This window comes from Massilia sp. BGA-UO-ETr-WB1, from assembly GCF_059567845.1.
This window is the reverse complement of sequence record NZ_JCAQOT010000027.1, coordinates 508779-530848: the sequence shown is the minus strand read 5'-3', so window position 1 is coordinate 530848 and position 22070 is coordinate 508779. Positions and strand designations below refer to the sequence as shown.

Sequence of the window (22070 nt, the reverse complement as noted above, 5' to 3'; positions counted from 1 at the left end):
CGCCCTGCGGAATCAGGATAGTCTGGCAGCGCCGCTAACATCACTCTGGAGACCGTCATGAACCGCATAGTTCTCACTGTTATTATTGGTACACTCATCTTTAGCGCCGCACAGGCCGCCGAGCATGGCAGCGAAAAGGAAGCCGAAGAGCTGGTGGCGAAAACCATCGCCCAGATGAAGGCGGAAGGCCAGGACAAAGTGCTCGCTCAAATCAATAGCCGCGCCCCCGGCACCGAGCTGAAGGATCTGTTCGTGTTCGTGTATGACTATAACGGCACCATGCTGGCAATGGGGCCCAACAAAAAAATGGTGGGCAAAAACCTGATCGATATGAAGGACGTGGACGGCACGCCGCTGGCGAAAGGCATGATCGACCTGGTGAAGGCCAAAGGCAAAGGGTGGTACGGACCGTACAGGTTCTCCAACCCGCAGACGGCCTCGTACGAACACAAAAAAGCCTATTGCCAGCAGGCGGTCGGCGAGACCCTGGCCTGCGTCGGCGTATATCTGGGCAACAACCGCCCGAAATGAGGCGGCCTGGCACATGCCTGACACTGTCGGCGCTGCTGCTGTGCTGCGCCGCCACGGCAGCCGATGTCCGCCCCGTGCTGCGCCTGGCCGCCAACTACTGGGAGCCTTACACCGGCGCGGAGCTGCCCGGCAAGGGTCTCGCTACGGAGATCGTCGCCACCGCGCTGCACCGCGCCGGCTACCGTACCGAGGTCGAGATCATGCCATGGAGCCGGGTGCTGAGCTCGGTGTACCATGGCCGCAGCGACGGCGTCGTGGCAATCTGGCCGACCGCGCAGCGCCGCGCCCGCATTCTTTACAGCGACAGCTACCTGTCCAACGACCTGTACCTGTTCTTCCTGCGGCCCGAATTGGCGGACAAGACCACCATGAGCGCCTTGACCGGCTTGCGGGTTGGCGTGATGCGCGACTATGACTACAGCGATAATTTTTTGCTCCAAGATAACTTTCAGGTGCTGCCGGTGGACCGGGTTTTGCAGAATCTGCTCAAGCTGTCCGTGAACCGTATCGACATGGTATTGGAAGACAAACGCATTGTCGGCTACAACCTGCAGCACCGGACAGGCGAGCTGCGGGGGATGCCGCCGCTGAGGCATTCAACTTCCCCTTTGCTGAGCTTGCCGCTGCATTTCGGCATGGCCCGGGGCCATCCGCAGGCCGAGCATGTGATTGCGGCATTCAACGGGCAGTTGGCCATCATGCGCCAGGACGGCACCCTGGCCGCCCTTCTGCGACGCTTCGACGCCGGGCAACCGCGTTTCTGAGGCCGCCACGGGCGCTGGAAAGCGCCCCAGCCGTGGCTCGCACTGCCGATCGGGGGGGCAGCCCGGGGCGCTTTACCGAACCGCGAATTCCTTGACCCTTGCCGAGTTTACGGCCGGAAATTGAATTGTGCGCCCCGGTTGGTGTTTTTGTTGGATGATGGGAGTTCAGTTTCAAAATTACAATATTTCGCTTGCCTGGGGCGTTCCGCACATGAAACAACTCGCCGCTCCGTTGATACCGGTTGCCTGCGTCCTGATCACCGGCTGCGCCACGCCGCAGTTGCCGGTGTCGCCTGCCCACATCGCCGACACGCCGCGCGTGGCCGGCGCCATCCCCGAACCGGTGCGCCAGAGCGCTTTGCCGCCACCGCCCAAGCCGTCCGCCAAGGTCGAAACGTACAGCGTCACCGTGCACAAGGTGCCGGTGCAGTCGCTGCTGTTCGCGCTGGCGCGGGATGCGGGCATGAACGTGGACATCCATCCCGCCATCGACGGCACCGTCACGCTCAACGCGCTGGACCAGACCCTGCCGCAGCTGCTGGGCCGCATTGCGCGCCAGGTGGACATGCGCTACGAGATCGAGGGCAGCAACCTGGTGGTGCTGCCGGATGCGCCGGAGTGGCGCAACTACAAGGTCGACTACGTGAACGTGGCGCGCAGCACCAGCAGCAGCGTCAATATCGCCACGCAGATTTCCACCACCGGCGGCGGCGCTGCGGGCCAGAGCAGCAATCCGGTCGGCGCGGCCACCGGAACGGCTTCCGGCGGCAACACCGGCGGCAGCGGCCTCGGCAGCGGGAACAATAACTCGACCACGTCGGTGGCCAACCGTTCGGACAACAATTTCTGGTACAGCCTGGAGAAGAACATCCGCGACATGCTGCGCGCGTCCACCCTCGGCGACACCCAGCAGGACCCGCTGGCGCAGATGGCGGCCCAGGCGCAGAGCCAGCAGGCGGCCCAGGGCCAGGGCGGGCAAGGCGCCGGCCAGGGCGCCATCGCGCCGATGAGCGCGGCGCCGCAGTCCTTCGGCGACAACGCCATGCCCTTCACGCAGCGCGGACGCACGCGCAGCGATCCGTCCATCGTGGTCAATTCCGAGAGCGGGCTGATCGCGGTGCGCGCCACCGCGCGCCAGCACGAGAAGATCCAGGAGTTCCTGGACCTGGTGGTGAACAGCGCCAAGCGGCAAGTGCTGATCGAGGCCACGATTATCGAAGTGAAGCTGGGCGACCAGTACCAGCAAGGCATCAACTGGTCCGGCCTGAACGGCCGCCTGAGCATGAACCAGGGCCAGGTCGGCACGGCAACCTTGCCGACCGGCGTACTGCCGGGCAGCACGCCGGGCATGTTCGTGCTGAACTATCTGAATCCGGGCAACCTCACCGCCACCATCCAGCTGCTGGAATCATTCGGCAAGGTGAAAGTGCTGTCCAGCCCGAAGATCAGCGTGCTCAACAATCAGACGGCGATGCTGAAGGTGGTGGACAACAACGTGTTCTTCACCATCAAGGTGACGCCTGCGGTGCTCAACTCCAGCGGCACGGTGACCGCACCGGCCACCTACGAGTCCACCTTGCAGACGGTGCCGGTGGGCTTCGTGATGAGCGTGACGCCGCAGATCGCCGACAGCGACGAGGTGACGCTGAACGTGCGGCCGACCATCACGCGTATTGTCGGCTATGTGCAGGATCCGAATCCGGCGCTGCAGGCGGGCAATGTGCGCAGCCAGGTGCCGGTGATCCAGGCGCGCGAACTGGAGTCGATCATGAAGATCAGCAACGGCCAGGTGGCCGTCATGGGCGGGCTGATGCAGGATTCGGTGGACAACACCAAGGACGGCGTACCTTTGCTGAGCTCGCTGCCGGTGGTGGGCAATCTGTTCTCCTACCGGAACGAGAACGCCAGCAAGACGGAGCTGGTGATCTTTATGCGGCCGGTGGTGGTGAAGGATGCCAGCGTGAACGGGGACTATAAGGATTACCGCTATCTGCTGCCGGGCCAGGCGTCGGTGCCGCCCCCCGCCTATACGGAGCCGCCGCTGGCGGGCAAGGCAGGTGGGCTATGAGCTTGCTGATGCAGGCGCTCAAGAAGGCGGAGCGCACCAAACAGAACAGCCTGCTGGACGAGGAGGCTGCGGAGAAGCCGTCCGAGGCGTTCGACGAGGTGCTGGCGCTGACGCCGCAGGACATTGCGCAGGAGCGCTTCCAGCCGGGCGCGGCGGAGTTTTCGCTGGAGCCGCTCGATGAGCCTTTGATGCCGGAGACGGAGGCGGAGCAGATACCGGCGCTGATGCCGGCCGAGGAGGCGCCGCACGATCCAACGCCGCCACAGGCGCGCGTGGGCGGCGCGCTGCCCACGCGAGGAGAGCTCAGTTTGCAGGACTTGCACGACAGGCCGGCGCGGACGGAACCGTTTGCGCCGGCGTCGCCGCCCGTCGGCCAGGCGGATAGCGGCGCGGCGGATAGCGGCACGCCCGCGCCCCTGCCCTCGCCCTCGCCCGCCGCCGCGCTTGCGGCCACCGGCAAACCGGATGCCCGCAGCGGGGAACGCCGCCAGAGCAGCGGCCAGCGCATTTCGGACCATTTCAGTTCGGCCGGAAGTCCACCGGCCGGCGCATCTGCCCAGCAGGAACCGGCGTCCGGCGCGGCGGCCAAGGCGCGGGCGGCGGCTGCGGCGCGCGCGGCGGCGGCCGAGAACAAAGTCGGCTGGGACCCGGCCCGCATCCGGCTCGCCGTGCTGGGCGGCATCCTGTTGCTGGTGGTGGGGCTGTTTGCCTATATATATTGGCGCGCCGTGTCGGCGCCCGGTCCGGGCGCCAGCCTGCCCATGGTGCCGATGCCGCCGCCGAATGCGGCAGGCGCACAGAGCGGCACCATCGTCGTACCGCCGGGACCTGTGAATGGAGGCGACCACGCTGTCGCGCCAGGCGCAACGCCGCCTCCGGGCTATGCACCGGCGCCGACGCCGGCAGCGCCGGTTCCATCCTCGCGCGGCCCGTCCGGGAGCAGCTCCATGCTGGGATCGTCGCGCAGCGCCGCTCCGGCTTCCGGCACCGTCATGGCGACGCCCGAAGAGATCGAGCGCGCCATGCAGATGCAGGCTGGCCAGCAAGGCGGCTCGCCGCCGCCCTTTGCCGCCGCGGCGCCGGGCCAGCCAGCGCCGGGCCAGGGCGGCATGGGCCAGGCCGGCGGCGCTGGCTGGTCCAGCGGGCAGGCCGGCGGCACGGGGGACGCGACGGCGGCAGGCGGCGCGGCGGGCAATGCAGCGGGCAACGCAGCAGCGCGCCCCGAGGCCGCCTGGTCCAGCAGCGACATCAAAGTCAGCCGCCGCAGCAACCCGCCGCGCATCAGTCCGGCGCTGCAGTACGGCTACCGGGCCCTGCTGGACGGCGACCTGCCTACCGCAGCCGACCAGTACGCCACAGCCCTGCGCCAGGACCCGAACAGCCGCGACGCCCTGCTCGGCAGCGCCGCCGTGGCGCTGCGCCGCAACGACACCGCGCTGGCGTCGGCCAGCTACATGCGCCTGCTGGAGCTGGACTCGAGCGACCCGGACGCCCTGGCCGGCATGCTCAGCCTGCGCCCCGGCGACACCGGCCAGTCCGAGCGGCGCTTGAAGGAGCTGCTGCGCAAGTCCCCGGATTCGGCCCCGCTCCAGTTCGCCCTGGGCAACCTGTACTCGCGCCAGGCGCGCTGGACCGACGCCCAGCAAGCCTATTTCCGCGCCTACAGCGCCAGCCCGGACAACCCAGACTACGCCTTCAACCTGGCCGTGGGCCTGGACCGCCTGAACCAGCCCAAGCTGGCCCTTACTTATTACCAGCGCGCGCTGGCGCTGTCCCAGGCCGGTCCGGCCGGTTTCGACAGCGAGGCGGTGCGCGCGCGCATGCGCCAGCTGGCGGAGCCGAACTGACCATGCCCGACACCCCGAAAATCCCCCTCGGCAAGCTGCTGATCCAGAAAGGCGTCATCAGCGAGGACCAGCTGCGCATCGCGCTCATCGAGCAAAAGCGCAACGGCGAACCGCTGGGCAAGATGATGATCGCGCTCGGCTTCGTCACCGAAGCCACCATGCGCGAAGCGCTGAGCGAGAACCTGCACACCCCGAGCGCCGACCTGAACAGCCTGGTGGTGGACGCCATCGCCCTCAAGCTGATCCCCAAGGAAGTGGCCAAGCGCTACCGCGTGTTCCCCATCGTCTACCAGCGCGACACCGACAACCTGGTGCTGGCCATGTCCGACACCAGCAACATCGTGGCGCTGGACCAGATCAACGCCATGCTGGTGCAGGGCATCACCATCACGCCCATGCTGGCCAACGAGTCCGACATCCAGCGCGCCATCGACCAGTACTACGGCTTCGAGCTGTCGATCGACGGCATCCTGCACGAGATCGAAACGGGCGAAGTGAACTACGCCAGCATGGGCAGCGTGAGCGACGAGTACAGCCAGCCCATGGTGCGCCTGATCGACGCGCTGCTGGCGGACGCGGTGCAGAACGGCGCCTCGGACATCCACTTCGAGCCCGAGCAGAGCTTCCTGCGCATCCGCTACCGCATCGACGGCATCCTGCGCCAGATCCGCAGCCTGCACAAATCCTACTGGCCGGCCATGGCGGTGCGGCTCAAGGTGATCAGCAATATGAACATCGCCGAAACGCGCGCGCCGCAGGACGGCCGCATCTCGATCAAGTTCTCGGGCCGCCAGATCGACTTCCGCGCCTCGGCCCAGCCCACCACGCACGGCGAGAACCTGGTGCTGCGCGTGCTGGACCGCCAGAAAGGCATCGTGCCGCTGGACGGCCTGGGCCTGGACGAGGCCGAGCTGACGCTGCTCAAGCTGATGATCGCCCGCCCGGACGGCGTGATCCTGGTGACCGGCCCCACCGGCAGCGGCAAGACCACCACGCTGTACTCCATCCTGAACCACATCAACACCGAGAGCGTGAACATCATGACGCTGGAGGACCCGGTGGAATATCCGATGAACATGATCCGCCAGACTTCGGTGAACGAATCGGCCAAGATGGGCTTTGCCGACGGCATCCGTTCCATGATGCGGCAGGACCCGGATGTGATCCTGGTGGGCGAGGTGCGCGACAAGGAAACCGCCGAAATGGCCTTCGCCGCCGCCATGACGGGGCACCAGGTGTATTCCACGCTGCACACCAACTCCGCCGTCGGCTCGGTGTCGCGCCTGCTGGACATCGGCATCGTGCCGGACGTCATGGCCGGCAACATCATCGGCGTGATCGCGCAGCGGCTGGTGCGCCGGCTGTGCCCGCATTGCCGCGAACCGTTCACGGCCGACGCGGTGGAACGCCGCCTGCTGGGGCTGCCGGAGGATGGCGGGCGCACCATCCTGTACCGCGCCGTGGGCTGCGAGCGCTGCGCGCACCAGGGCTACAAGGGCCGGCTGGCCATCATGGAGCTGCTGAAGATGAACGCCGAGCTGGACGAGCTGATCGGCCGCCGCGCCTCGGCGCGCGAGCTGCGCAACGCGGCGCAGGCGGCCGGCTTCAAGACCCTGGTCGACGACGGCATGCGCCGCGTGCTGGAAGGCGTGACCACGCTGGAGGAAGTGTCGCGCGTGGTCGATCTGACGGACAGGCTGAGCTGATGCCGCACTATCTGTACACCGCGATGGACAGCGCCGGCCAGGTCCTGCCGGGCAATATGGACGCGGCCAACGTGCCGGACCTGGAGCTGCGCCTGGGCCGCATGGAGCTGGACCTGATCGACTACACGGTCACGCGCGACAAGCTGCTGGTGCTGGGCCGCCGCGCCATCACGCGCACCGACCTGATCAATTTCTGCTTCCACATGGAGCAGATGACCGGCGCCGGCGTGCCCATCCTCGAAGGCCTGGACGACCTGCGCGAGAGCATGGAGCAGCACCCGCGCTTCCGCGAAGTGCTCACCGCGCTGATCGAAAGCATCGAAGGCGGCCTGCAGCTGTCGGACGCGCTGGCCGCGCACCCGGAAGTGTTCGACCACACGTTCACCAGCCTGATCCACGCGGGCGAGCAAAGCGGCAAGGTGGCCGAGGTGTTCAAGAACCTGTCGGACAGCCTGAAGTGGCAGGACGAGCTGGCCGCGCGCACGCGCAAGATCCTCACCTACCCGGCCGTGGTGGCGGTGGTAGTGCTGGGCGTCACCTTCTTTCTGATGATTTACCTGGTGCCCCAATTGACCGCCTTCATCAGGAACATGGGCAACGAGCTGCCGCTGCACACGCGCGCGCTGATCGCCGTGTCCGGCGTGTTCATCCAGTTCTGGTACGCCATCCTGCTGCTGCCGGTGCTGGCCTGGGTCGGGCTGCGGATCTGGCTGGACCGCAGCGAGCGGGCGCGCTACGCCTTCGACGCGTTCAAGCTGCGCCTCTGGGTGGTGGGCCCGGTGCTGCACAAGATTATCCTGGCGCGCTTCGCCACCTTCTTCGCGCTGATGTACGCCTCCGGCATCACGATACTGGAGTGCCTGCGGCTGTCCGAGGGCATCGTCGGCAACCGCGTGGTGGCGTCCGGGCTGCGGCGCGCGGCGCAGCTGATCTCGGAGGGCCACAGCGTCACGGCAGCCTTCCAGAACACCGGCATTTTCCCGCCGCTGGTGATCCGCATGCTCAAAGTGGGCGAATCCACCGGCGCGCTGGACCGCGCGCTGCACAACGCCAGCTACTTCTACGACCGCGAAGTGAAGGAAATGATAGAACGCGCGCAAGCGATGATAGAGCCGGCCATGACGGTGACCCTGGGCCTGATGCTGGGCTGGATCATGCTGTCCGTGCTGGGGCCGATCTACGACACCATCAGCAGTATCCGACTTTGAAGCGCCGACCATGAAACACCTCCTCTACCTTGGCAGCGAACGGCTGGACGCCTGGCTGTGGGATGCGGGCCGCCTGACCGGCCCGGCCAGCTTCGCCGCCACCCGCGCCGGGGTGGACGCCTTCGTCGACTACCTGGAGCACCACCATCCCGGCGTGCCGGCGCTGCTGCTGGCGGACCTGGTGGAGGAGGATTTCCAGCGCCTGCTGCTGCCGCACGTGGGCGGCAAGGCGGGCCGCAACCTGCTGGAGCGGCGTTTGCTGCAGCAGTACCGCGAAACGCCGTACCGCCAGGCCACGATACAGGGCCGAACCGACGAGGGCCGGCGCGACGACATCATGCTGTGCTCGGCGCTCACCAATCCGGCGCTGCTGCTGCCGTGGACGGAAGCACTGGAGCTGCTGAAAACGCCGCTGGCGGGCGTGTACTCGGTGCCGCTGCTGGGCGAGGAACTGGCGGACCGGCTGGGCGTGGGCCGGGAACACGAGCATTTGCTGCTGGTGACGCAGCAATCGGCGGGCGTGCGTCAAAGCTATTTCCACAAGGGCTGCCTGAAGTTCAGCCGCCTGACGCTGGCGGCGGACCGCGAAGGCGCGGCCGTCAACGCCGGTGTGGAGAGCGCGCGCACGCAACAATTCCTGGTTAGCGTGCGCCTGATCGAACGCGGCGAGCAGTTGCATGCGGTGATGATCGCGCACGACCATGAACTGGAGCGCTGGAGCGGCCAGTGCAAGAACGGGCCGGAAACGGTCTACCATTTCATTCCGCTGGGGATAGGCGCGGGCCTGGCCGGCATCGGCCTGCCCAGCGAGGACGCGCCGCTGGCCGACCCCATGTTCCTGGAGCTGCTGGCGCGCACGCACCCGGCCAGCCACTACCGGTTGGGCGACGAAGGCCGCTACTACAAGCTGTGGCGGGTGCGGCGCGCGCTGATGGCCTCCAGCGCAGCGGTGGCCGCGTGCGCGCTGATGTGGATGGCGGGCAACCTGTGGGCCTATGTAGGGGCGCAGGGCGACGGCGAGCGCCTGAACCGGGAGGCGGCGGGCTATGACGCCAGCTACCGGGTCAGCATGTCCGACATGCCGCCGTCGCTGGCGCCGACCGCCAATATGAAGGCGGCCGTCACCGTTGAGCGCCTGCTCGCCACGCAGGCGCCGGCGCCGATCGACATGATGGGCATGCTCAGCGCCGCGCTGGACAAAGTGCCGCAGGTGCAGCTCGTGCGGCTGGACTGGCGCGTGGCGGCGGATGGGTTGCCCCCCGGCGCACCGGCCGGCGGCGGGGGCAGCGGCGAGGCCGGCGCAGTTCCCATCCCGTCGCGCGTGCTGGGCATCCCGTCCAAACCGCCGCAGACCTTGCGCGTCGAGGCCGAGGTGGCCCTGATGAGCAACAACGCGCGCGGCATCCTGGACAGCATGAACGCCTTCGCGCAGGAGCTGGCGCGCAATCCCAAGCTGACCGTGGCGATAGAACGCACGGTGCTGGACATCAGCCCCGGCGTGAAGCTCAGCGGCAGCACCGCCCCCGCAGCAGGCGACAAGCCCGCCCAGTTCGTGCTCAACCTGAGTCTCGCGCCATGAGCCCCGCGTCCCGCAAAACCAAGACCCGGCGCGCCGCCGTGCTGCCTTATTGGCTGCGCGAATTCAAGCTGATCCGGCTGCAGGCGATCGCCTTCGTGCTCACCGTGGCGGTGGCGATAAGCGCCGTCACTGCCAGCCGCTGGCAGTGGCACCAGGCGCGCGAGTTCCAGGCCTGGGCGCAGCAGAAGCGCAACGCCGCGCGCGACCGCCTGTTCAACGCCGAAACCGAAAAGCGCGAAATCCGCCTGTACCAGCCGCAGTACGCCGCGCTGCGCGAGCGCGGGCTGATCGGCCAGGAAAACCGGCTCGACTGGGTGGACGCCATCCGGCAGATCCAGGAGCAGCGCAAGCTGATGCCGATCAGCTACGAGCTGGAGCCGCAGCAGCCGGTGCGGATGGATGCCGGCATGGAGCTGGGCGGCTACCGCCTGCACGGCAGCCGCATGAAGCTGCACATGGACCTGCTGCACGAAGGCGACCTGTTCGTGCTGCTGGACGACCTGCGCCAGCGCAGCTTCTACAGCGCGCAGGAATGCAGCATCAAGCGCGCCGCCAGCGGCCTGCCCGCACCGCTCGCCCCCACGCTGAGCGCCGACTGCACCCTCAACTGGCTCACCCTCACGCCCGCCCCGGCGGCGCGCATCGCCCAGCAATGGAGGCCGCAATGAAACAGCCCGCGCGACCGTCCATGCCGGCCTGCGCCGCCGCGCCGCGCGGGCCCGTGGGCGCCGCATGGCGCCGGCGCATCGCGTCGGCCGCCCTTGCGGTGCTTGGCGCCGCCGCTGCCGGGCCGGCTGCCGCCTCCGACGCGCAGGGCCAGCCGGCGCAGGCGCGCCATCTTGGTCGCCTGTTTTCCTCGCCGCAGGAGCGCGCGCTGCTGGACGCGCGGCGCGACGGCAGCGTCATCGAAAGCCAACCCGCCGCGGCGCCCGCGCTGCCGCCCTCGCCGCCCGCGCCGCTGCTACTGAACGGCGTGGTCCAGCGCAGCAGCGGCCAAACCACCGTCTGGCTGAACGACGCCCCGCTGGCCGAGCGCGACGGTAAAGTGCTGCCGGACCGCTCCGTGTCGCTGCGCCTGCCGTCGGGAAAACGCATCACCCTGAAACCGGGCCAAAGCTATGATGAAGCCACCGGCACCATCGCCAATGCGGGCCAATAAGCTTCCGCCGCGATGCACGCCGCCGCGCCAGCACGGCGCCGTGCTGCTGATCCTGCTCGCGGTACTGGCGCTGGCCGGCTCGTCGCTGCTGATGTCGGCCTTCGGCGCCAACACGGTGGAAGCGCGCCGCGCGCAGCGCACCCAGATGCTGCTGGCCCAAGCCACCGACGCGCTGACCGGGTTCGCCGCCGCCAACGGCCGCCTGCCGCGCCCCGCCGTCTCCGCCACGGACGGCCGCGAGCAGCCGCTGCCCTGCGCCAGCGACGAACAATGCACCGGCTACCTGCCCTGGGTGGCGCTGGGCGTGGCCGGCGAGGACGCCTGGGGCAAGCGGCTGCGCTACAGCGTCACGCCCGCCTTCACCAGCTACGACTACCAGCCCGACACCGCCGCCGCCACCCGCACCGTGCAGCAGCGCGGCGCGGACGGCGAACTGCGCTACGTGGCCGGCGGCCCCGCCTGCAACGCGCGCACCCGCTGCGCCGCGCTGGTGGTGCTCTCGCACGGCAAGAACAACTACGGCGTATCCGTGGAAGGCGTGCAGCAAGCCACCCCAGGCAACCTCAACGACGACGAAGCCGTCAACGCCAGCGCCAGCAGGCACTTCATCACCCGCGTCGCCAGCGCCGACCCGAACGCGCCCGGCGGCGAATTCGACGACCAGGTCGCCTGGCTCACCCTGCAACCCATTTACGCCCGCATGCGCGCCGCGCGCACGCTGCCGAATTAGCCCACCACCAGCACATGCCCACCATGAACAAGCAACGCGGATTCAGCCTCGTCGAAATCGCCATCGTGCTGGTGATCGTCGGCCTCATGGTGGGCGGCCTGCTCACGCCGCTCAGCATGCAGCTGGAACAGCGCAAGGCCGCCGACACCCAGCGTGCGCTGGACGAGGCGCGCGAGGCGCTGGTCGGCTTCGCGGTGCGCTACGGCTACCTGCCCTGCCCCGCCGTTTCGGCCAGCGACGGCCAGGAAGACCGCAGCGGCAACCGCTGCACCGGCGAGCGCCGCGACGGCTACCTGCCGTGGGCCACGCTCGGCCTGCCCCGGCTCGACGCCTGGAACCACCTGTACCGCTACAGCGTCACCCCCGCCTTCGCCGACAGCGCCGACCGCTTCAAGCTGGTCACCGCGCGCGACATCACCGTCTACACGCGCGACGGGCTGGGCAACCTGGCGGCCGCCACCGCGCCGGCCGACATTCCCGCCGTGATCCTGTCGCACGGCAAGAACGGCTACGGCGCCACCAGCGACGCCGGCCGGCTGCTGGCCAACAATTCCCGCAGCAACGAGGACGAGCAAAACAACATCGGCGCCGACATCAACTTCATGGCACGCAACCCCAGCGACAACCGCGCCCTGCCCGGCGGCGAGTTCGACGACATGGTGGTGTGGGTCTCGCCCAACATCCTGTTCAACCGCATGGTCGCGGCGCAGGTGCTGCCCTAAAATTCGAAACAGTGAAAGGACTTACCATGCGCAAACCAATCTGCAAACCCGCCCAGCGCGGCTTCACCCTGGTCGAAATCGCGATCGTGCTGGTCATCATCGGCCTGCTGCTGGGCGGTGTGCTCAAGGGGCAGAGCCTGATCGACAGCGCCAAGGTGAAAAACATCATCCAGCAGGCCAATGCGCTCACCTCGGCCGTGAACGCCTACCAGGACAAGTTCCGCGCCCTGCCCGGCGACGATCCGCTGGCCACCGCCCACGTGCCCGGCGCCACCGGCAACGGCAACGGCGACGGCCAGATCAGCGAGTACCAGCTCGCACCGCAGCACCTGGCGCTGGCCGGCTTCATCACCGGCTCCTTCAACGGCAGCACCGACTTCATGACCAGCGCCCAGGGCGGCGCGGTATACATCTACAACGACGTGGTGGGCGGGCGCGGCGGCAACGGCGTGCGCATCGACAACCTGCCCGACACCGTGGCCGAACAGATCGACGCCAAGCTGGACGACGGAAAACCCAACACCGGCTCGGTGCGCGCCGCCGTCGGCCCGGGCGTGACGGCCTACACCAACACCGGCGCCATCGTGACCCGCCTGGCGATCTTCTTCTGAATAAAAAAGTACGCGCGTTCGTTTTTTTGCGATAGAATAAAACCACGTTAAAAAACCATCCCAACGCAGGAGACGCGATGTTTGAGGAATTCATGGGCACCAAAGCAGTGTCCGAACGCCACCAGTTCGACGTGGCGGCGCTGGACGCTTACCTGCGCCAGCATGTGGAAGGCTACCCGGAGGGCGAGCTGGCCGTGGTCCAGTTCAAGGGCGGCCAGTCCAACCCGACCTTCAAGCTGAGCAAGGGCGAAGGCGCGCAACAGCAGCATTACGTGCTGCGCACCAAGCCGGCCCCGGCCGCCAAGCTGCTGGCCTCGGCCCACGCCATCGACCGCGAATACCGCGTGATGGACGCGCTCAACAAGGCCGGCTTCCCGGCCGCCCGCCAGTACGCCCTGTGCACCGACGAATCCGTGATCGGCCGCGCCTTCTACGTGATGGAGTTCGTGGACGGCCGCGTGCTATGGGACCAGGCCCTGCCCGGCATGACCCCGGCCGAGCGCGCCGCCATCTACGACGAGCAGAACCGCGTCATCGCGCAGCTGCACAGCATCGACTACAACGCCATCGGCCTGGGCGACTACGGCAAGCCGGGCAATTATTTCCAGCGCCAGATCGAGCGCTGGAGCAAGCAATACGTTGCTTCCCAGACCGAGCAGATCGAAGCGATGGACCAGCTGATCGCGTGGCTGCCCAACAACATCCCGCCCGGCGACGACACTTCCATCGTGCACGGCGACTACCGCCTGGACAATATGATCTTCCATCCCACCGAGCCGCGCATCCTGGCCGTGCTGGACTGGGAGCTGTCCACCCTGGGCCACCCGTTTGCCGACTTCTCCTACCATGCCATGGGCTGGAACATCGAGCCGGGCCAGTTCCGCGGCATTGCCGGGCTGGACTTGAAGGCGCTGGGCATCCCGTCGCAGCAGGAATACATCGCCAGGTACGCCGAGCGCACCGGCAAGGCCATCCGCCTGGAGGACTTCAATTTCTACCTGGCGTTCAATATGTTCCGCCTGGCCAGCATCATGCAAGGGATTATGAAACGCTACGTGGACGGCACCGCCGCCAGCGCGCAGGCGCTGGAATCGGGCAAGATGGCGCGCCCCATGGCTGAACTGGCCTGGGCTTACGCCTCCGGCAAACCAATCTAAAGGAGACCGGCATGGATTTTGAATATTCGGACCGCTGCAAAGAACTGCAAGGCAAGCTGCTGGCCTTCATGGACCAGCACATCTACCCGAACGAGAAGGCCTTTCACGAGGAAATCGACCGCAACGGCCGCGAAAAGGGCAACCGCTGGATCCCCACCGAGCTGATCGAGCGTCTCAAGCCGCTGGCGCGCGAACAGGGCTTGTGGAATCTGTTCCTGCCGAAATCCACGCGTGCCCCGGAAGGCCTGTCCAACCTGGACTACGCGCCGCTGTGCGAAATCATGGGCCGCGTGCCCTGGGCGCCGGAAGTGTTCAACTGCGCCGCGCCGGACACCGGCAACATGGAAACCCTGGAGCGCTACGCCAGCGAAGAGCACAAACAGCAATGGCTGGAACCGCTGCTGCGCGGCGAAATCCGCTCGGCCTTCGCCATGACGGAGCCGGCCGTGGCCTCCTCGGACGCCACCAACATCGAAACCCGCATCGAGCGCGACGGCGACGATTACGTGATCAACGGCCGCAAATGGTGGATTTCCGGCGCCGGCGACCCGCGCTGCAAGATCTACATCACCATGGGCAAGACCGACTTCGACGCCGCCCGCCACCAGCAGCAGTCCATGATACTGGTGCCGGCCGGCACGCCGGGCCTGACGGTGGTGCGCCCGCTGCCCGTGTTCGGCTACGACGACGCGCCGCACGGCCACTGCGAACTGGTGTTCGAGAATGTGCGCGTGCCGGCCGCCAACATCCTGCTGGGCGAAGGACGCGGCTTCGAGATCGCCCAGGGCCGCCTGGGCCCGGGCCGCATCCACCACTGCATGCGCGCCATCGGCGTGGCCGAGCGCGCGCTGGAGCTGATGTGCCATCGCCTGCACAGCCGCGTGGCTTTCGGCAAGCGCATTTCCGAACAAGGCGTGTGGCGCGAGCGCATCGCCGAAGCGCGCATCCAGATCGACACGGCGCGCCTGCTGACGCTGAAAGCGGCCTATATGATGGACCGGGTGGGCAACAAGGGCGCGCAAGCCGAGATCGCCATGATCAAGGTGCTGGCGCCGAATGTGGCGCAGCAGGTGCTGGACTGGGCCATCCAGGCGCACGGCGCGGCCGGCGTGTCGGACGAGTTCCCGCTGGCCTACCAGTGGGCCGGCAACCGCACCCTGCGCCTGGCCGACGGCCCGGACGAGGTGCACCGCAACGCCATCGCCAAGCTGGAACTGGCCAAGCACCTGCCGCTGAAGGAAGACCTCGGCCTGCCGGTTACGCGCAGCTAAGCACGGGCAGCCTGGAACAACCGATCTCTGCGGTTGCGCCGCGGTTGATCCCGCGGCGACCCCACGCCGCCGTCCCGTCCTGTTGCGCCGGGACGGCGCGCGTACAGACCCCTTGACAATTCGCTTGGTCGCCGCGCGGCGCTCGGCTATTATCAGAGCGCAATCCACGCAATCCGGGGGGGCCACGCGGTGCCACAAACTACGGCCAAGCTGCCATCGATACGTTCGCAGATCGCTCTGCTGGTGCTGGCTTGCGCGCTGCCGTCCGTCATCGGGCTGGGCGTGCTGCTGCAGCACTTCTATCAACGCGAACAACTGCAAGTCCAGCAGGAGGCGCTGGCGACGGCGCGCACCTTGGCCGCCGCCGTGGGCAACGACATCGACGCCGCCGAGGCGGTAACGCTGGCCCTGGCCAGCTCGCCCAGCCTGGACCAGGCCGACCTGGCCGCCTTCGCGGCGCAAGCCGGCAGTCAGCTGCGGCCCGCCATGCCGGTCCAGCGCATGCTGCTGAGCGACGCCGCGGGCCGCGTACTCCTCACTGCCGGCCCGGCTGTCCCGGCTGTCCCCGGCACGGCAGCCACTGCAGCCTCCGATGCCACCAATACCGAAAGTACCGCCAACGCCGCCAACGCCGCCCGGCTTGCCCCCGTCATCGCGCAGGGCGTTCCGGCGCTGTCCCTGCTCGCCCGCAGCGGCCCGCCGCACCAGCCCGAAGTGGCGGTGGACGTGCCGGTGCAGCGCGGCGGCAAAACCCTGTATGTGCTGACCGCCGTCCTGAAACCGAACCGGCTGACCGAAGCCGCCGCCGCCCAGCGCCTGTCGCCGCAATGGCTGATCGCCCTGATCGGCGCCGATGGCACAGTGGTCGACCAGAACAAGGACCGCGAGCGCTTCCTCGGCACGCAGATCTCGGCCCAGTCGCGCGACCTGCTGCAGAACCAGGGCGAAGGCGCCAGCCTGACCAAGTCGCGCGACGGCTTCCCGGTGTTCGCCGGCCTGAGCCTGCTGCCCGGGCGCCAGTGGGCGGTGGGCGTCGGCATGCCCGAGCACCAGGCCATGCTGGACGCCGCGCTGCCCTCGGTGCCGCTGGTGTCGGCTGCGGTGGGCTTGCTGCTGCTGGTGGGCATCGTGCTGGCCTGGCTGATGGGCGGCCAGATCGCCCGCTCCGTCGCCGGCCTGACCCTGCCGGCGCGCGCGCTGGCCGGCGGCGTGCCGATGGCGCTGCCCTACATGACCTTCCGCGAAGCGGACGAAGTGGCGCAGGCCCTGGCGCAAGTGGAAGGCGACATCCAGCGCCACCGCCACCAGCTGGAAACCCTGGTGGCCGAGCGCACCGCCCAGCTCGAAGCGTCCAAGGCGCTGCTGGAAAACGTGTACGCCAGCGCGCCGGTCGGCCTCAGCTTCGTCGACCTGGACCTGCGCATCGTCATGATCAACGACTACCTGGCCGCCATCAACGGCAAGCCGGTGTCCGAGCACATCGGCCGCCATTTCGGCGACGTGATCCGCGACGAGCAGGTGCGGCTGGACGTGGAACGCGACTACCGCACGGTGCTCGCCACCGGCGAGGCCATTTCCGGCATCGAAATGACCGGCACCGCGCCCGACCTGCCGGAGCAGGTGCGCCACTGGCTGTCCGGCTATTTCCCGGTGCGCGACGCGGCCGGCCGCATGATAGGCATCACCGGCTTGCTGGTTGATATCTCGCCGCAAAAAAACAGCGAGCGCCAGTTGCGCCAGTCCAAGCAGCTGTTCAAGTCGGTGGTCGAGAACATGCCGGCCATGCTGTTTGTCAAACGCGCCGGCGATCTGCGCTTTGAAATGATGAACCGCCAGGCCGAACTCACGCTGGGCCGGCCGCGCTCCCAGTTCCTGGGCAAGAACGACTTCGACTTCTTCCCCGCCGGGCAGGCCGAGGCGTTCGCGCAGGCCGACCGCGCCGTGCTGGCCGGCGCCGAAACGGTGGAAATCGACGAGGAGGAAGTGACCGCGGCCGACGGCACGGTGCGCGTGCTCAACACCCGCAAAGTATCGCTGCGCGACGAGCATGGCACGCCCACCCACCTGCTGGGCATGGCCATCGACATCACCGAGCGCAAGCGCGCCGACGAGGTGCTGCGCGCCACCTCGCTCAGCCTGGCGCGCAGCAATGCCTTCATCCGCACCGTCACCGACCACGTGCCGGCCATGGTCACCTACTGGGACCTGGAACTGCGCTGCCGCTTCGCCAACCGCAGCTTCCTCGAATTCATGGGCGTGGGCATAGACCAGGTCATCGGCGCGCCCATGACCGAAGTGGTGGGCGGCGAGTTGTACCGGCGCAACCGGCAGCGCATCGACGCCGTGCTGGCCGGCCAGCCGCAAAGCTTTTACCAGGACCGGCCCGACCGCGATGGCGAATCGCGCTTCGTGTGGGCCAACTACATTCCCGACCTGGACGAGAGCGGCAAGGCGCGCGGCTTCTTCGTCATGGTGTCGGACGTAACCGAACTCAAGCGCACCGAGCTGCGCCTGCACGACCTGAACGAGCAGCTGGTGCGCGCGCGCGACCACGCCGAGGCGGCCAGCCGCGCGAAAAGCGCCTTCGTGGCCAATATGAGCCACGAAATCCGCACCCCGATGAACGCCATCATCGGCCTGGCGCGGCTGCTCGAGGAAGCACCGCTGGCGCGCCGCGAGCGCAGCTACGTGGGCAAAATCCAGCTGGCCACGCAGTCGCTGCTGGCGGTGGTGAACGACGTGCTGGACTTCTCCAAGATCGAGGCCGGCCAGCTCAAGCTCGAGCACAGCCCCTTCAACCTGGACCATATCCTCACCAGCATCGGCGTGCTGGTGGGCCAGAACGCGTGGAACAAGGGCGTGGAACCGATCTTCAACGTGGCGCCGGACGTGCCGCTGGACCTGGTGGGCGACGCCATGCGGCTGCAGCAGGTGCTGCTCAACCTCACCGGCAACGCCGTCAAGTTCACCGAACACGGCGAGGTGGTGCTGTCGGTGCGGCAGCTGTCGTGCAGCGCCACCTCCACCACGCTGGAGTTCGCCGTGCGCGACACCGGCATCGGCATCAGCCCGGCGCAGCAGGCGCACTTGTTCGAAGCGTTCTCGCAGGGCGACAACAGCACCAGCCGCCAGTACGGCGGCACCGGCCTGGGCCTGGCCATCTGCCGCCGCCTGGTGGACTTGATGGACAGCAGCATCAGCCTGCACAGCGAGCTGGGCAAAGGCTCCACCTTCCGCTTCGCCTACACCCTGGAGCGCGCAGTGCACGGCATGCCGGCCGCGCGCCAGCTGCCGGTCGCCGTCGAAGGGCTCAGTGTGCTGATCGTGGAAGACAACGCCACCGTGCTGGACATGCTCACGCGCCAGTGCCAGGCGCTGGGCTGGCGCGTGTGGAGCGCCGACAGCGGCCAGGCCGGGCTGGCCCAGCTGCGCAAGCTGGCGCGCGCCTCCGGCGCGCCGCAGCTCGACTTGCTGCTGCTGGACGCCGGCCTGCCCGACCTGGACGGCATTTCGCTCTTGACCCAGGCCCACACCGACGATACCCTGCTGCTACCGCCCACCATCATGATGGCGCCCGACCATTACACCGAAGAATTGATCCCCATCGCCGACAGCCTGCACATCGCCACCATCCTGGCCAAGCCGACCACGCCGTCCCGCTTGCTGTCGACCGTGATTGCGGTGCGCACCGGTTCGGCGCAGCAGTCCGCCCTGCCGGCCCACACGCCGCTGTCCGGCCGCCTGGCCGGCATGCGCGTGCTGCTGGTGGAAGACAACGAGATCAACCAGGAAATGGCGCAGTACATCCTGCTGCACGCCGGCGCGCGGGTGGATATCGCCTGCAACGGCCGCGTGGCGGTGGAGCTGCTGAAGCAAGACCCGGCGCGCTACGACGCGGTGCTGATGGACTTGCAGATGCCGGTGATGAACGGCTATGAAGCCACCGCCACCCTGCGCGCCATGGGCTTGAAGGAGCTGCCCATCATCGCCATGACGGCCAACGCGCTGGACGAGGACCGCCAGCTGGCCGTGGAGGCCGGCGTGAACGCCCATGTGCCCAAGCCGATCGACGTGGACGAGCTGCTGGCCACCTTGCTGCGCCTGGCGCCGCTGCGCCCCGGCGGCGCCGCGCCCGACGACAGCTGGCGCAAGCCGGCCGCCGAAGACCGGCCGTCCAGCCTGCCGGGCATCGACCTGGAGGCCGCGCTCAAGCGCCTGGCCGGCAATTACCCCGCCTTCGTCGGCCTGCTCAAGCGCTTCGAAAACTCGCAGGGCGGCACCGTGGGCGAAGTGCGCACCTTGCTGGCCAATGGCAAACAGCACGCCGCCGCCCAGCTGCTGCACCGCCTGCGCGGCGTGGCGGCCAACCTGGGCGCCGGCGACATCGCCCGCCTCAGCGCCCAGGCCGAAGTAGCTTTGCACGAAGGCAGCGAAACCGACCTGGCCTTCCTGCTGACCGCGCTGGACCAGTCGATCAGCGTGGTGACCGAGGCGGCGCGCACCTTGCCGCTGCCCCTGCCCGCGGCGGACGCGGACAGCGCCGCCGCGCCGGGCGGCGCCGACCTGCCGCAAGCGCTGGAAGACCTGCTATCCTTGCTACAAACTAACAACATGAAAGCGTTGACGCACTTCCAGGCCCTGCGCCCGGCGCTCGACCAGCACCGGCACGAGGCCGTGCTGGCCCTGGCCCACGCCGTCGAGACCCTGGATTTTGCCGCCGCCGAACCCCTGGTACAAGATATGCTGAAGCGAAAGGACATTGCATGAGCTGGAGCGACCTGGCGATGAATGGACGCATCCTGATCGTCGACGACGCGATGGAGAACATCCAGATTCTCCACCACGCGCTGCGCGAAGAGCATGACGTGCTGTTCGCGCTCAGCGGCGAGAAGGCGCTGCAGATCGCGCACAACCAGCAGCCGGACCTGATCCTGCTGGACGCCGTGATGCCCGGCATGGACGGCTACGAGGTGTGCGGCGCGCTGCGCGCCTCGGCCGCGGTGCGCGACATCCCGGTGATCTTCGTCACCGCCCTCACCACGCCCGAGGACGAAACGCGGGCGCTGGAAGCGGGCGCGGTGGACTTCATCAGCAAGCCGTTCAACGTGGCCGTGGTGCGCGCGCGGGTGCGCACCCAGCTGACCGTGAAGCGCCAGGCCGACGCCATGCGCGAACTGACCCTGACCGACGCCCTGACCGGCGTGGCCAACCGCCGCAGCTTCAACGAAGCCATGGACAACGAGTGGCGCCGCTGCGCGCGCTCGGGCACGCCGATGGCGCTCATCATGATCGACATCGACCACTTCAAGAACTACAACGACGCCTACGGCCACCAGGCCGGCGACCTGTGCCTGCAGCAAGTGAGCGCGGCCATGAAACGCTGCGCCGGCCGGCCCCCGGACATGCTGGCGCGCTACGGCGGCGAAGAGTTCATCATCCTGCTGCCGCAGGTGGGCGCGGAGGGCGCCGAAGTGGTGGCCCAACGCATCCTGGACGAAGTCCGCCTGCTGCAGATACCGCACAAGGCCTCGTCGGTGGGACCGCAGGTGACCGTGAGCATGGGCGTGTCCACCGCGCTGCCGGACGAGAATGTCGACCCCAGCGCCCTGATCCGCAGCGCCGACGCCCTGCTCTACCGCGCCAAGGAAACCGGCCGCAACCGCTATTGCATGTCCGCCCAGGACTGAGCGGGCGGACGCGCAACTTCCTGCGTTACGGCAGCAATTACGCGCTTCATCAGCGCTCCAGGTAAATTGCCATTGTAGACTTGGATTAAGTTATCGGATAATCAACAATCCAATTAATACCGACGCATCACAAACTCCGCCACGCACACCGGCTTGGCCTGCCCTTCGCGTTCGATCACCACGCCCCATTCCACCTGCGCGCCGCCTTCGATGTCTTCGATGGACTGGATGGTCATGCGCGCGCGCAGGCGGCTGCCGACCGGGACCGGGCCGGGGAAGCGCACTTTGTTGAGGCCGTAGTTCAGCCCCATCTTCATGTCCACCATGTGCAGCGCGCTCTCCAGCATGGCCGGCACCAGCGACAGCGTAAGGAAGCCGTGCGCGATGGTGCCGCCAAACGGCGATTCGCGCTTGGCACGTTCCACGTCGACGTGGATCCACTGGTGGTCGTTGGTGGCGACAGCGAACTGGTTCACGCGCTCCTGCGTGATCTCGATCCAATCCGATACCGCCACGTCCTCACCCACCAGCGTCTTCATTTCCTCCAGCGTGGCGATTTCACGCATGGGCCGCTCCCGCCGGCCGGCGCCGGAACATGCCCATCCCTTCCACCGTGCACACCAGCTCGCCGCGCTGGTTGGTGGCCTTCCAGACCGACACGATCACGCCCCGGTCCGGCTTGGAGCTCGATGGCCGCACTTCCTTGGTCACGTAGCTCACGCTCAGCGTGTCGCCCGCGTACACCGGCTTGATCCAGCGGATGCCGTCCAGGCCGGGCGAGCCTAAGCTGGAGGAATCGTTCAGGATGCCGTCCACCACCAGCCGCATCATCATGCTGCAGGTGTGCCAGCCGCTGGCGGCCAGCTTGCCGAAGATGGAATGCGCCGCCGCTTCGTGGTCCACGTGGAAAGGCTGCGGGTCGAACTGGGTGGCGAAGGCGATGATCTCCTCCTCCGTCACCAGCCGGCTGCCGAGCGCGATCTCCTGGCCTTCAACGAAATCCTCGAAATACCATTTCTTCATGCAGCCT

Annotated in this window: 18 protein-coding genes; 16 read left to right on the top strand and 2 right to left on the bottom strand. The window is 67.8% G+C overall.

Annotation, left to right across the window (positions count from 1 at the left end):
- Positions 1–57 precede the first annotated feature (57 nt).
- From AC56DV_RS29345 to AC56DV_RS29270, 16 genes are all read left to right on the top strand, one after another.
- Positions 58–531: a cache domain-containing protein gene (locus AC56DV_RS29345; protein WP_496317737.1), complete on the top strand. Its 474-nt coding sequence runs from the start codon at positions 58–60 to the stop codon at positions 529–531.
- A gap of 74 nt (positions 532–605) precedes the next feature.
- Positions 606–1295, top strand: a complete 690-nt coding sequence (locus AC56DV_RS29340; RefSeq protein ID WP_496317736.1) for a substrate-binding periplasmic protein — start codon at positions 606–608, stop codon at positions 1293–1295.
- A gap of 211 nt (positions 1296–1506) precedes the next feature.
- Positions 1507–3363, top strand: coding sequence for a pilus (MSHA type) biogenesis protein MshL (gene mshL / locus AC56DV_RS29335; RefSeq protein ID WP_496317735.1), 1857 nt, complete (start codon positions 1507–1509; stop codon positions 3361–3363).
- Positions 3360–5210, top strand: a complete 1851-nt coding sequence (locus tag AC56DV_RS29330) for a tetratricopeptide repeat protein (protein WP_496317734.1) — start codon at positions 3360–3362, stop codon at positions 5208–5210. The genes mshL and AC56DV_RS29330 overlap by 4 nt, the downstream gene beginning before the upstream one ends.
- 2 nt (positions 5211–5212) lie before the next feature.
- Positions 5213–6916, top strand: a complete 1704-nt coding sequence (locus AC56DV_RS29325; protein WP_496317733.1) for a GspE/PulE family protein — start codon at positions 5213–5215, stop codon at positions 6914–6916.
- Positions 6916–8124: a type II secretion system F family protein gene (locus tag AC56DV_RS29320; RefSeq protein WP_496317732.1), complete on the top strand. Its 1209-nt coding sequence runs from the start codon at positions 6916–6918 to the stop codon at positions 8122–8124. The genes AC56DV_RS29325 and AC56DV_RS29320 overlap by 1 nt, the downstream gene beginning before the upstream one ends.
- A gap of 10 nt (positions 8125–8134) precedes the next feature.
- A complete protein-coding gene (locus tag AC56DV_RS29315) occupies positions 8135–9703 on the top strand; it encodes a hypothetical protein (protein WP_496317731.1) in 1569 nt (522 codons plus the stop codon).
- Positions 9700–10371 carry a hypothetical protein gene (locus AC56DV_RS29310; RefSeq protein WP_496317730.1) on the top strand — a complete coding sequence of 224 codons (672 nt, stop codon included), beginning with the start codon at positions 9700–9702 and terminating at the stop codon, positions 10369–10371. The genes AC56DV_RS29315 and AC56DV_RS29310 overlap by 4 nt, the downstream gene beginning before the upstream one ends.
- Positions 10368–10862, top strand: a complete 495-nt coding sequence (locus AC56DV_RS29305) for a hypothetical protein (protein WP_496317729.1) — start codon at positions 10368–10370, stop codon at positions 10860–10862. Before AC56DV_RS29310 ends, AC56DV_RS29305 begins: the two co-directional genes overlap by 4 nt.
- Positions 10849–11592, top strand: a complete 744-nt coding sequence (locus AC56DV_RS29300; protein WP_496317728.1) for a hypothetical protein — start codon at positions 10849–10851, stop codon at positions 11590–11592. Before AC56DV_RS29305 ends, AC56DV_RS29300 begins: the two co-directional genes overlap by 14 nt.
- Before the next feature lie 23 nt (positions 11593–11615).
- Positions 11616–12314, top strand: coding sequence for a type II secretion system protein (locus AC56DV_RS29295; protein WP_496317727.1), 699 nt, complete (start codon positions 11616–11618; stop codon positions 12312–12314).
- A 26-nt stretch (positions 12315–12340) separates the two neighbouring features.
- Positions 12341–12925 (top strand): prepilin-type N-terminal cleavage/methylation domain-containing protein, encoded by a 585-nt coding sequence (locus tag AC56DV_RS29290; RefSeq protein ID WP_496317726.1) that lies wholly within the window; start codon positions 12341–12343, stop codon positions 12923–12925.
- A 77-nt stretch (positions 12926–13002) separates the two neighbouring features.
- A complete protein-coding gene (locus tag AC56DV_RS29285) occupies positions 13003–14082 on the top strand; it encodes a phosphotransferase (RefSeq protein WP_496317725.1) in 1080 nt (359 codons plus the stop codon).
- Between the two features lie 11 nt (positions 14083–14093).
- Positions 14094–15353 (top strand): acyl-CoA dehydrogenase family protein, encoded by a 1260-nt coding sequence (locus AC56DV_RS29280; RefSeq protein WP_496317724.1) that lies wholly within the window; start codon positions 14094–14096, stop codon positions 15351–15353.
- 189 nt (positions 15354–15542) lie between these two features.
- The gene (locus AC56DV_RS29275) at positions 15543–20120 is read left to right on the top strand and encodes a PAS domain-containing protein (RefSeq protein WP_496317723.1); all 4578 of its coding nucleotides are present in this window, start codon (positions 15543–15545) and stop codon (positions 20118–20120) included.
- The gene (locus AC56DV_RS29270; RefSeq protein WP_496317722.1) at positions 20117–21040 is read left to right on the top strand and encodes a diguanylate cyclase domain-containing protein; all 924 of its coding nucleotides are present in this window, start codon (positions 20117–20119) and stop codon (positions 21038–21040) included. Before AC56DV_RS29275 ends, AC56DV_RS29270 begins: the two co-directional genes overlap by 4 nt.
- A 113-nt stretch (positions 21041–21153) precedes the next feature.
- Here the strand turns inward: AC56DV_RS29270 and AC56DV_RS29265 are convergent, their stop codons facing one another.
- Positions 21154–21606, bottom strand: coding sequence for a MaoC family dehydratase (locus AC56DV_RS29265; RefSeq protein ID WP_496317721.1), 453 nt, complete (start codon positions 21604–21606; stop codon positions 21154–21156).
- Positions 21599–22063, bottom strand: a complete 465-nt coding sequence (locus AC56DV_RS29260) for a MaoC family dehydratase (protein WP_496317720.1) — start codon at positions 22061–22063, stop codon at positions 21599–21601. The genes AC56DV_RS29265 and AC56DV_RS29260 overlap by 8 nt, the downstream gene beginning before the upstream one ends.
- Positions 22064–22070: the final 7 nt, after the last annotated feature.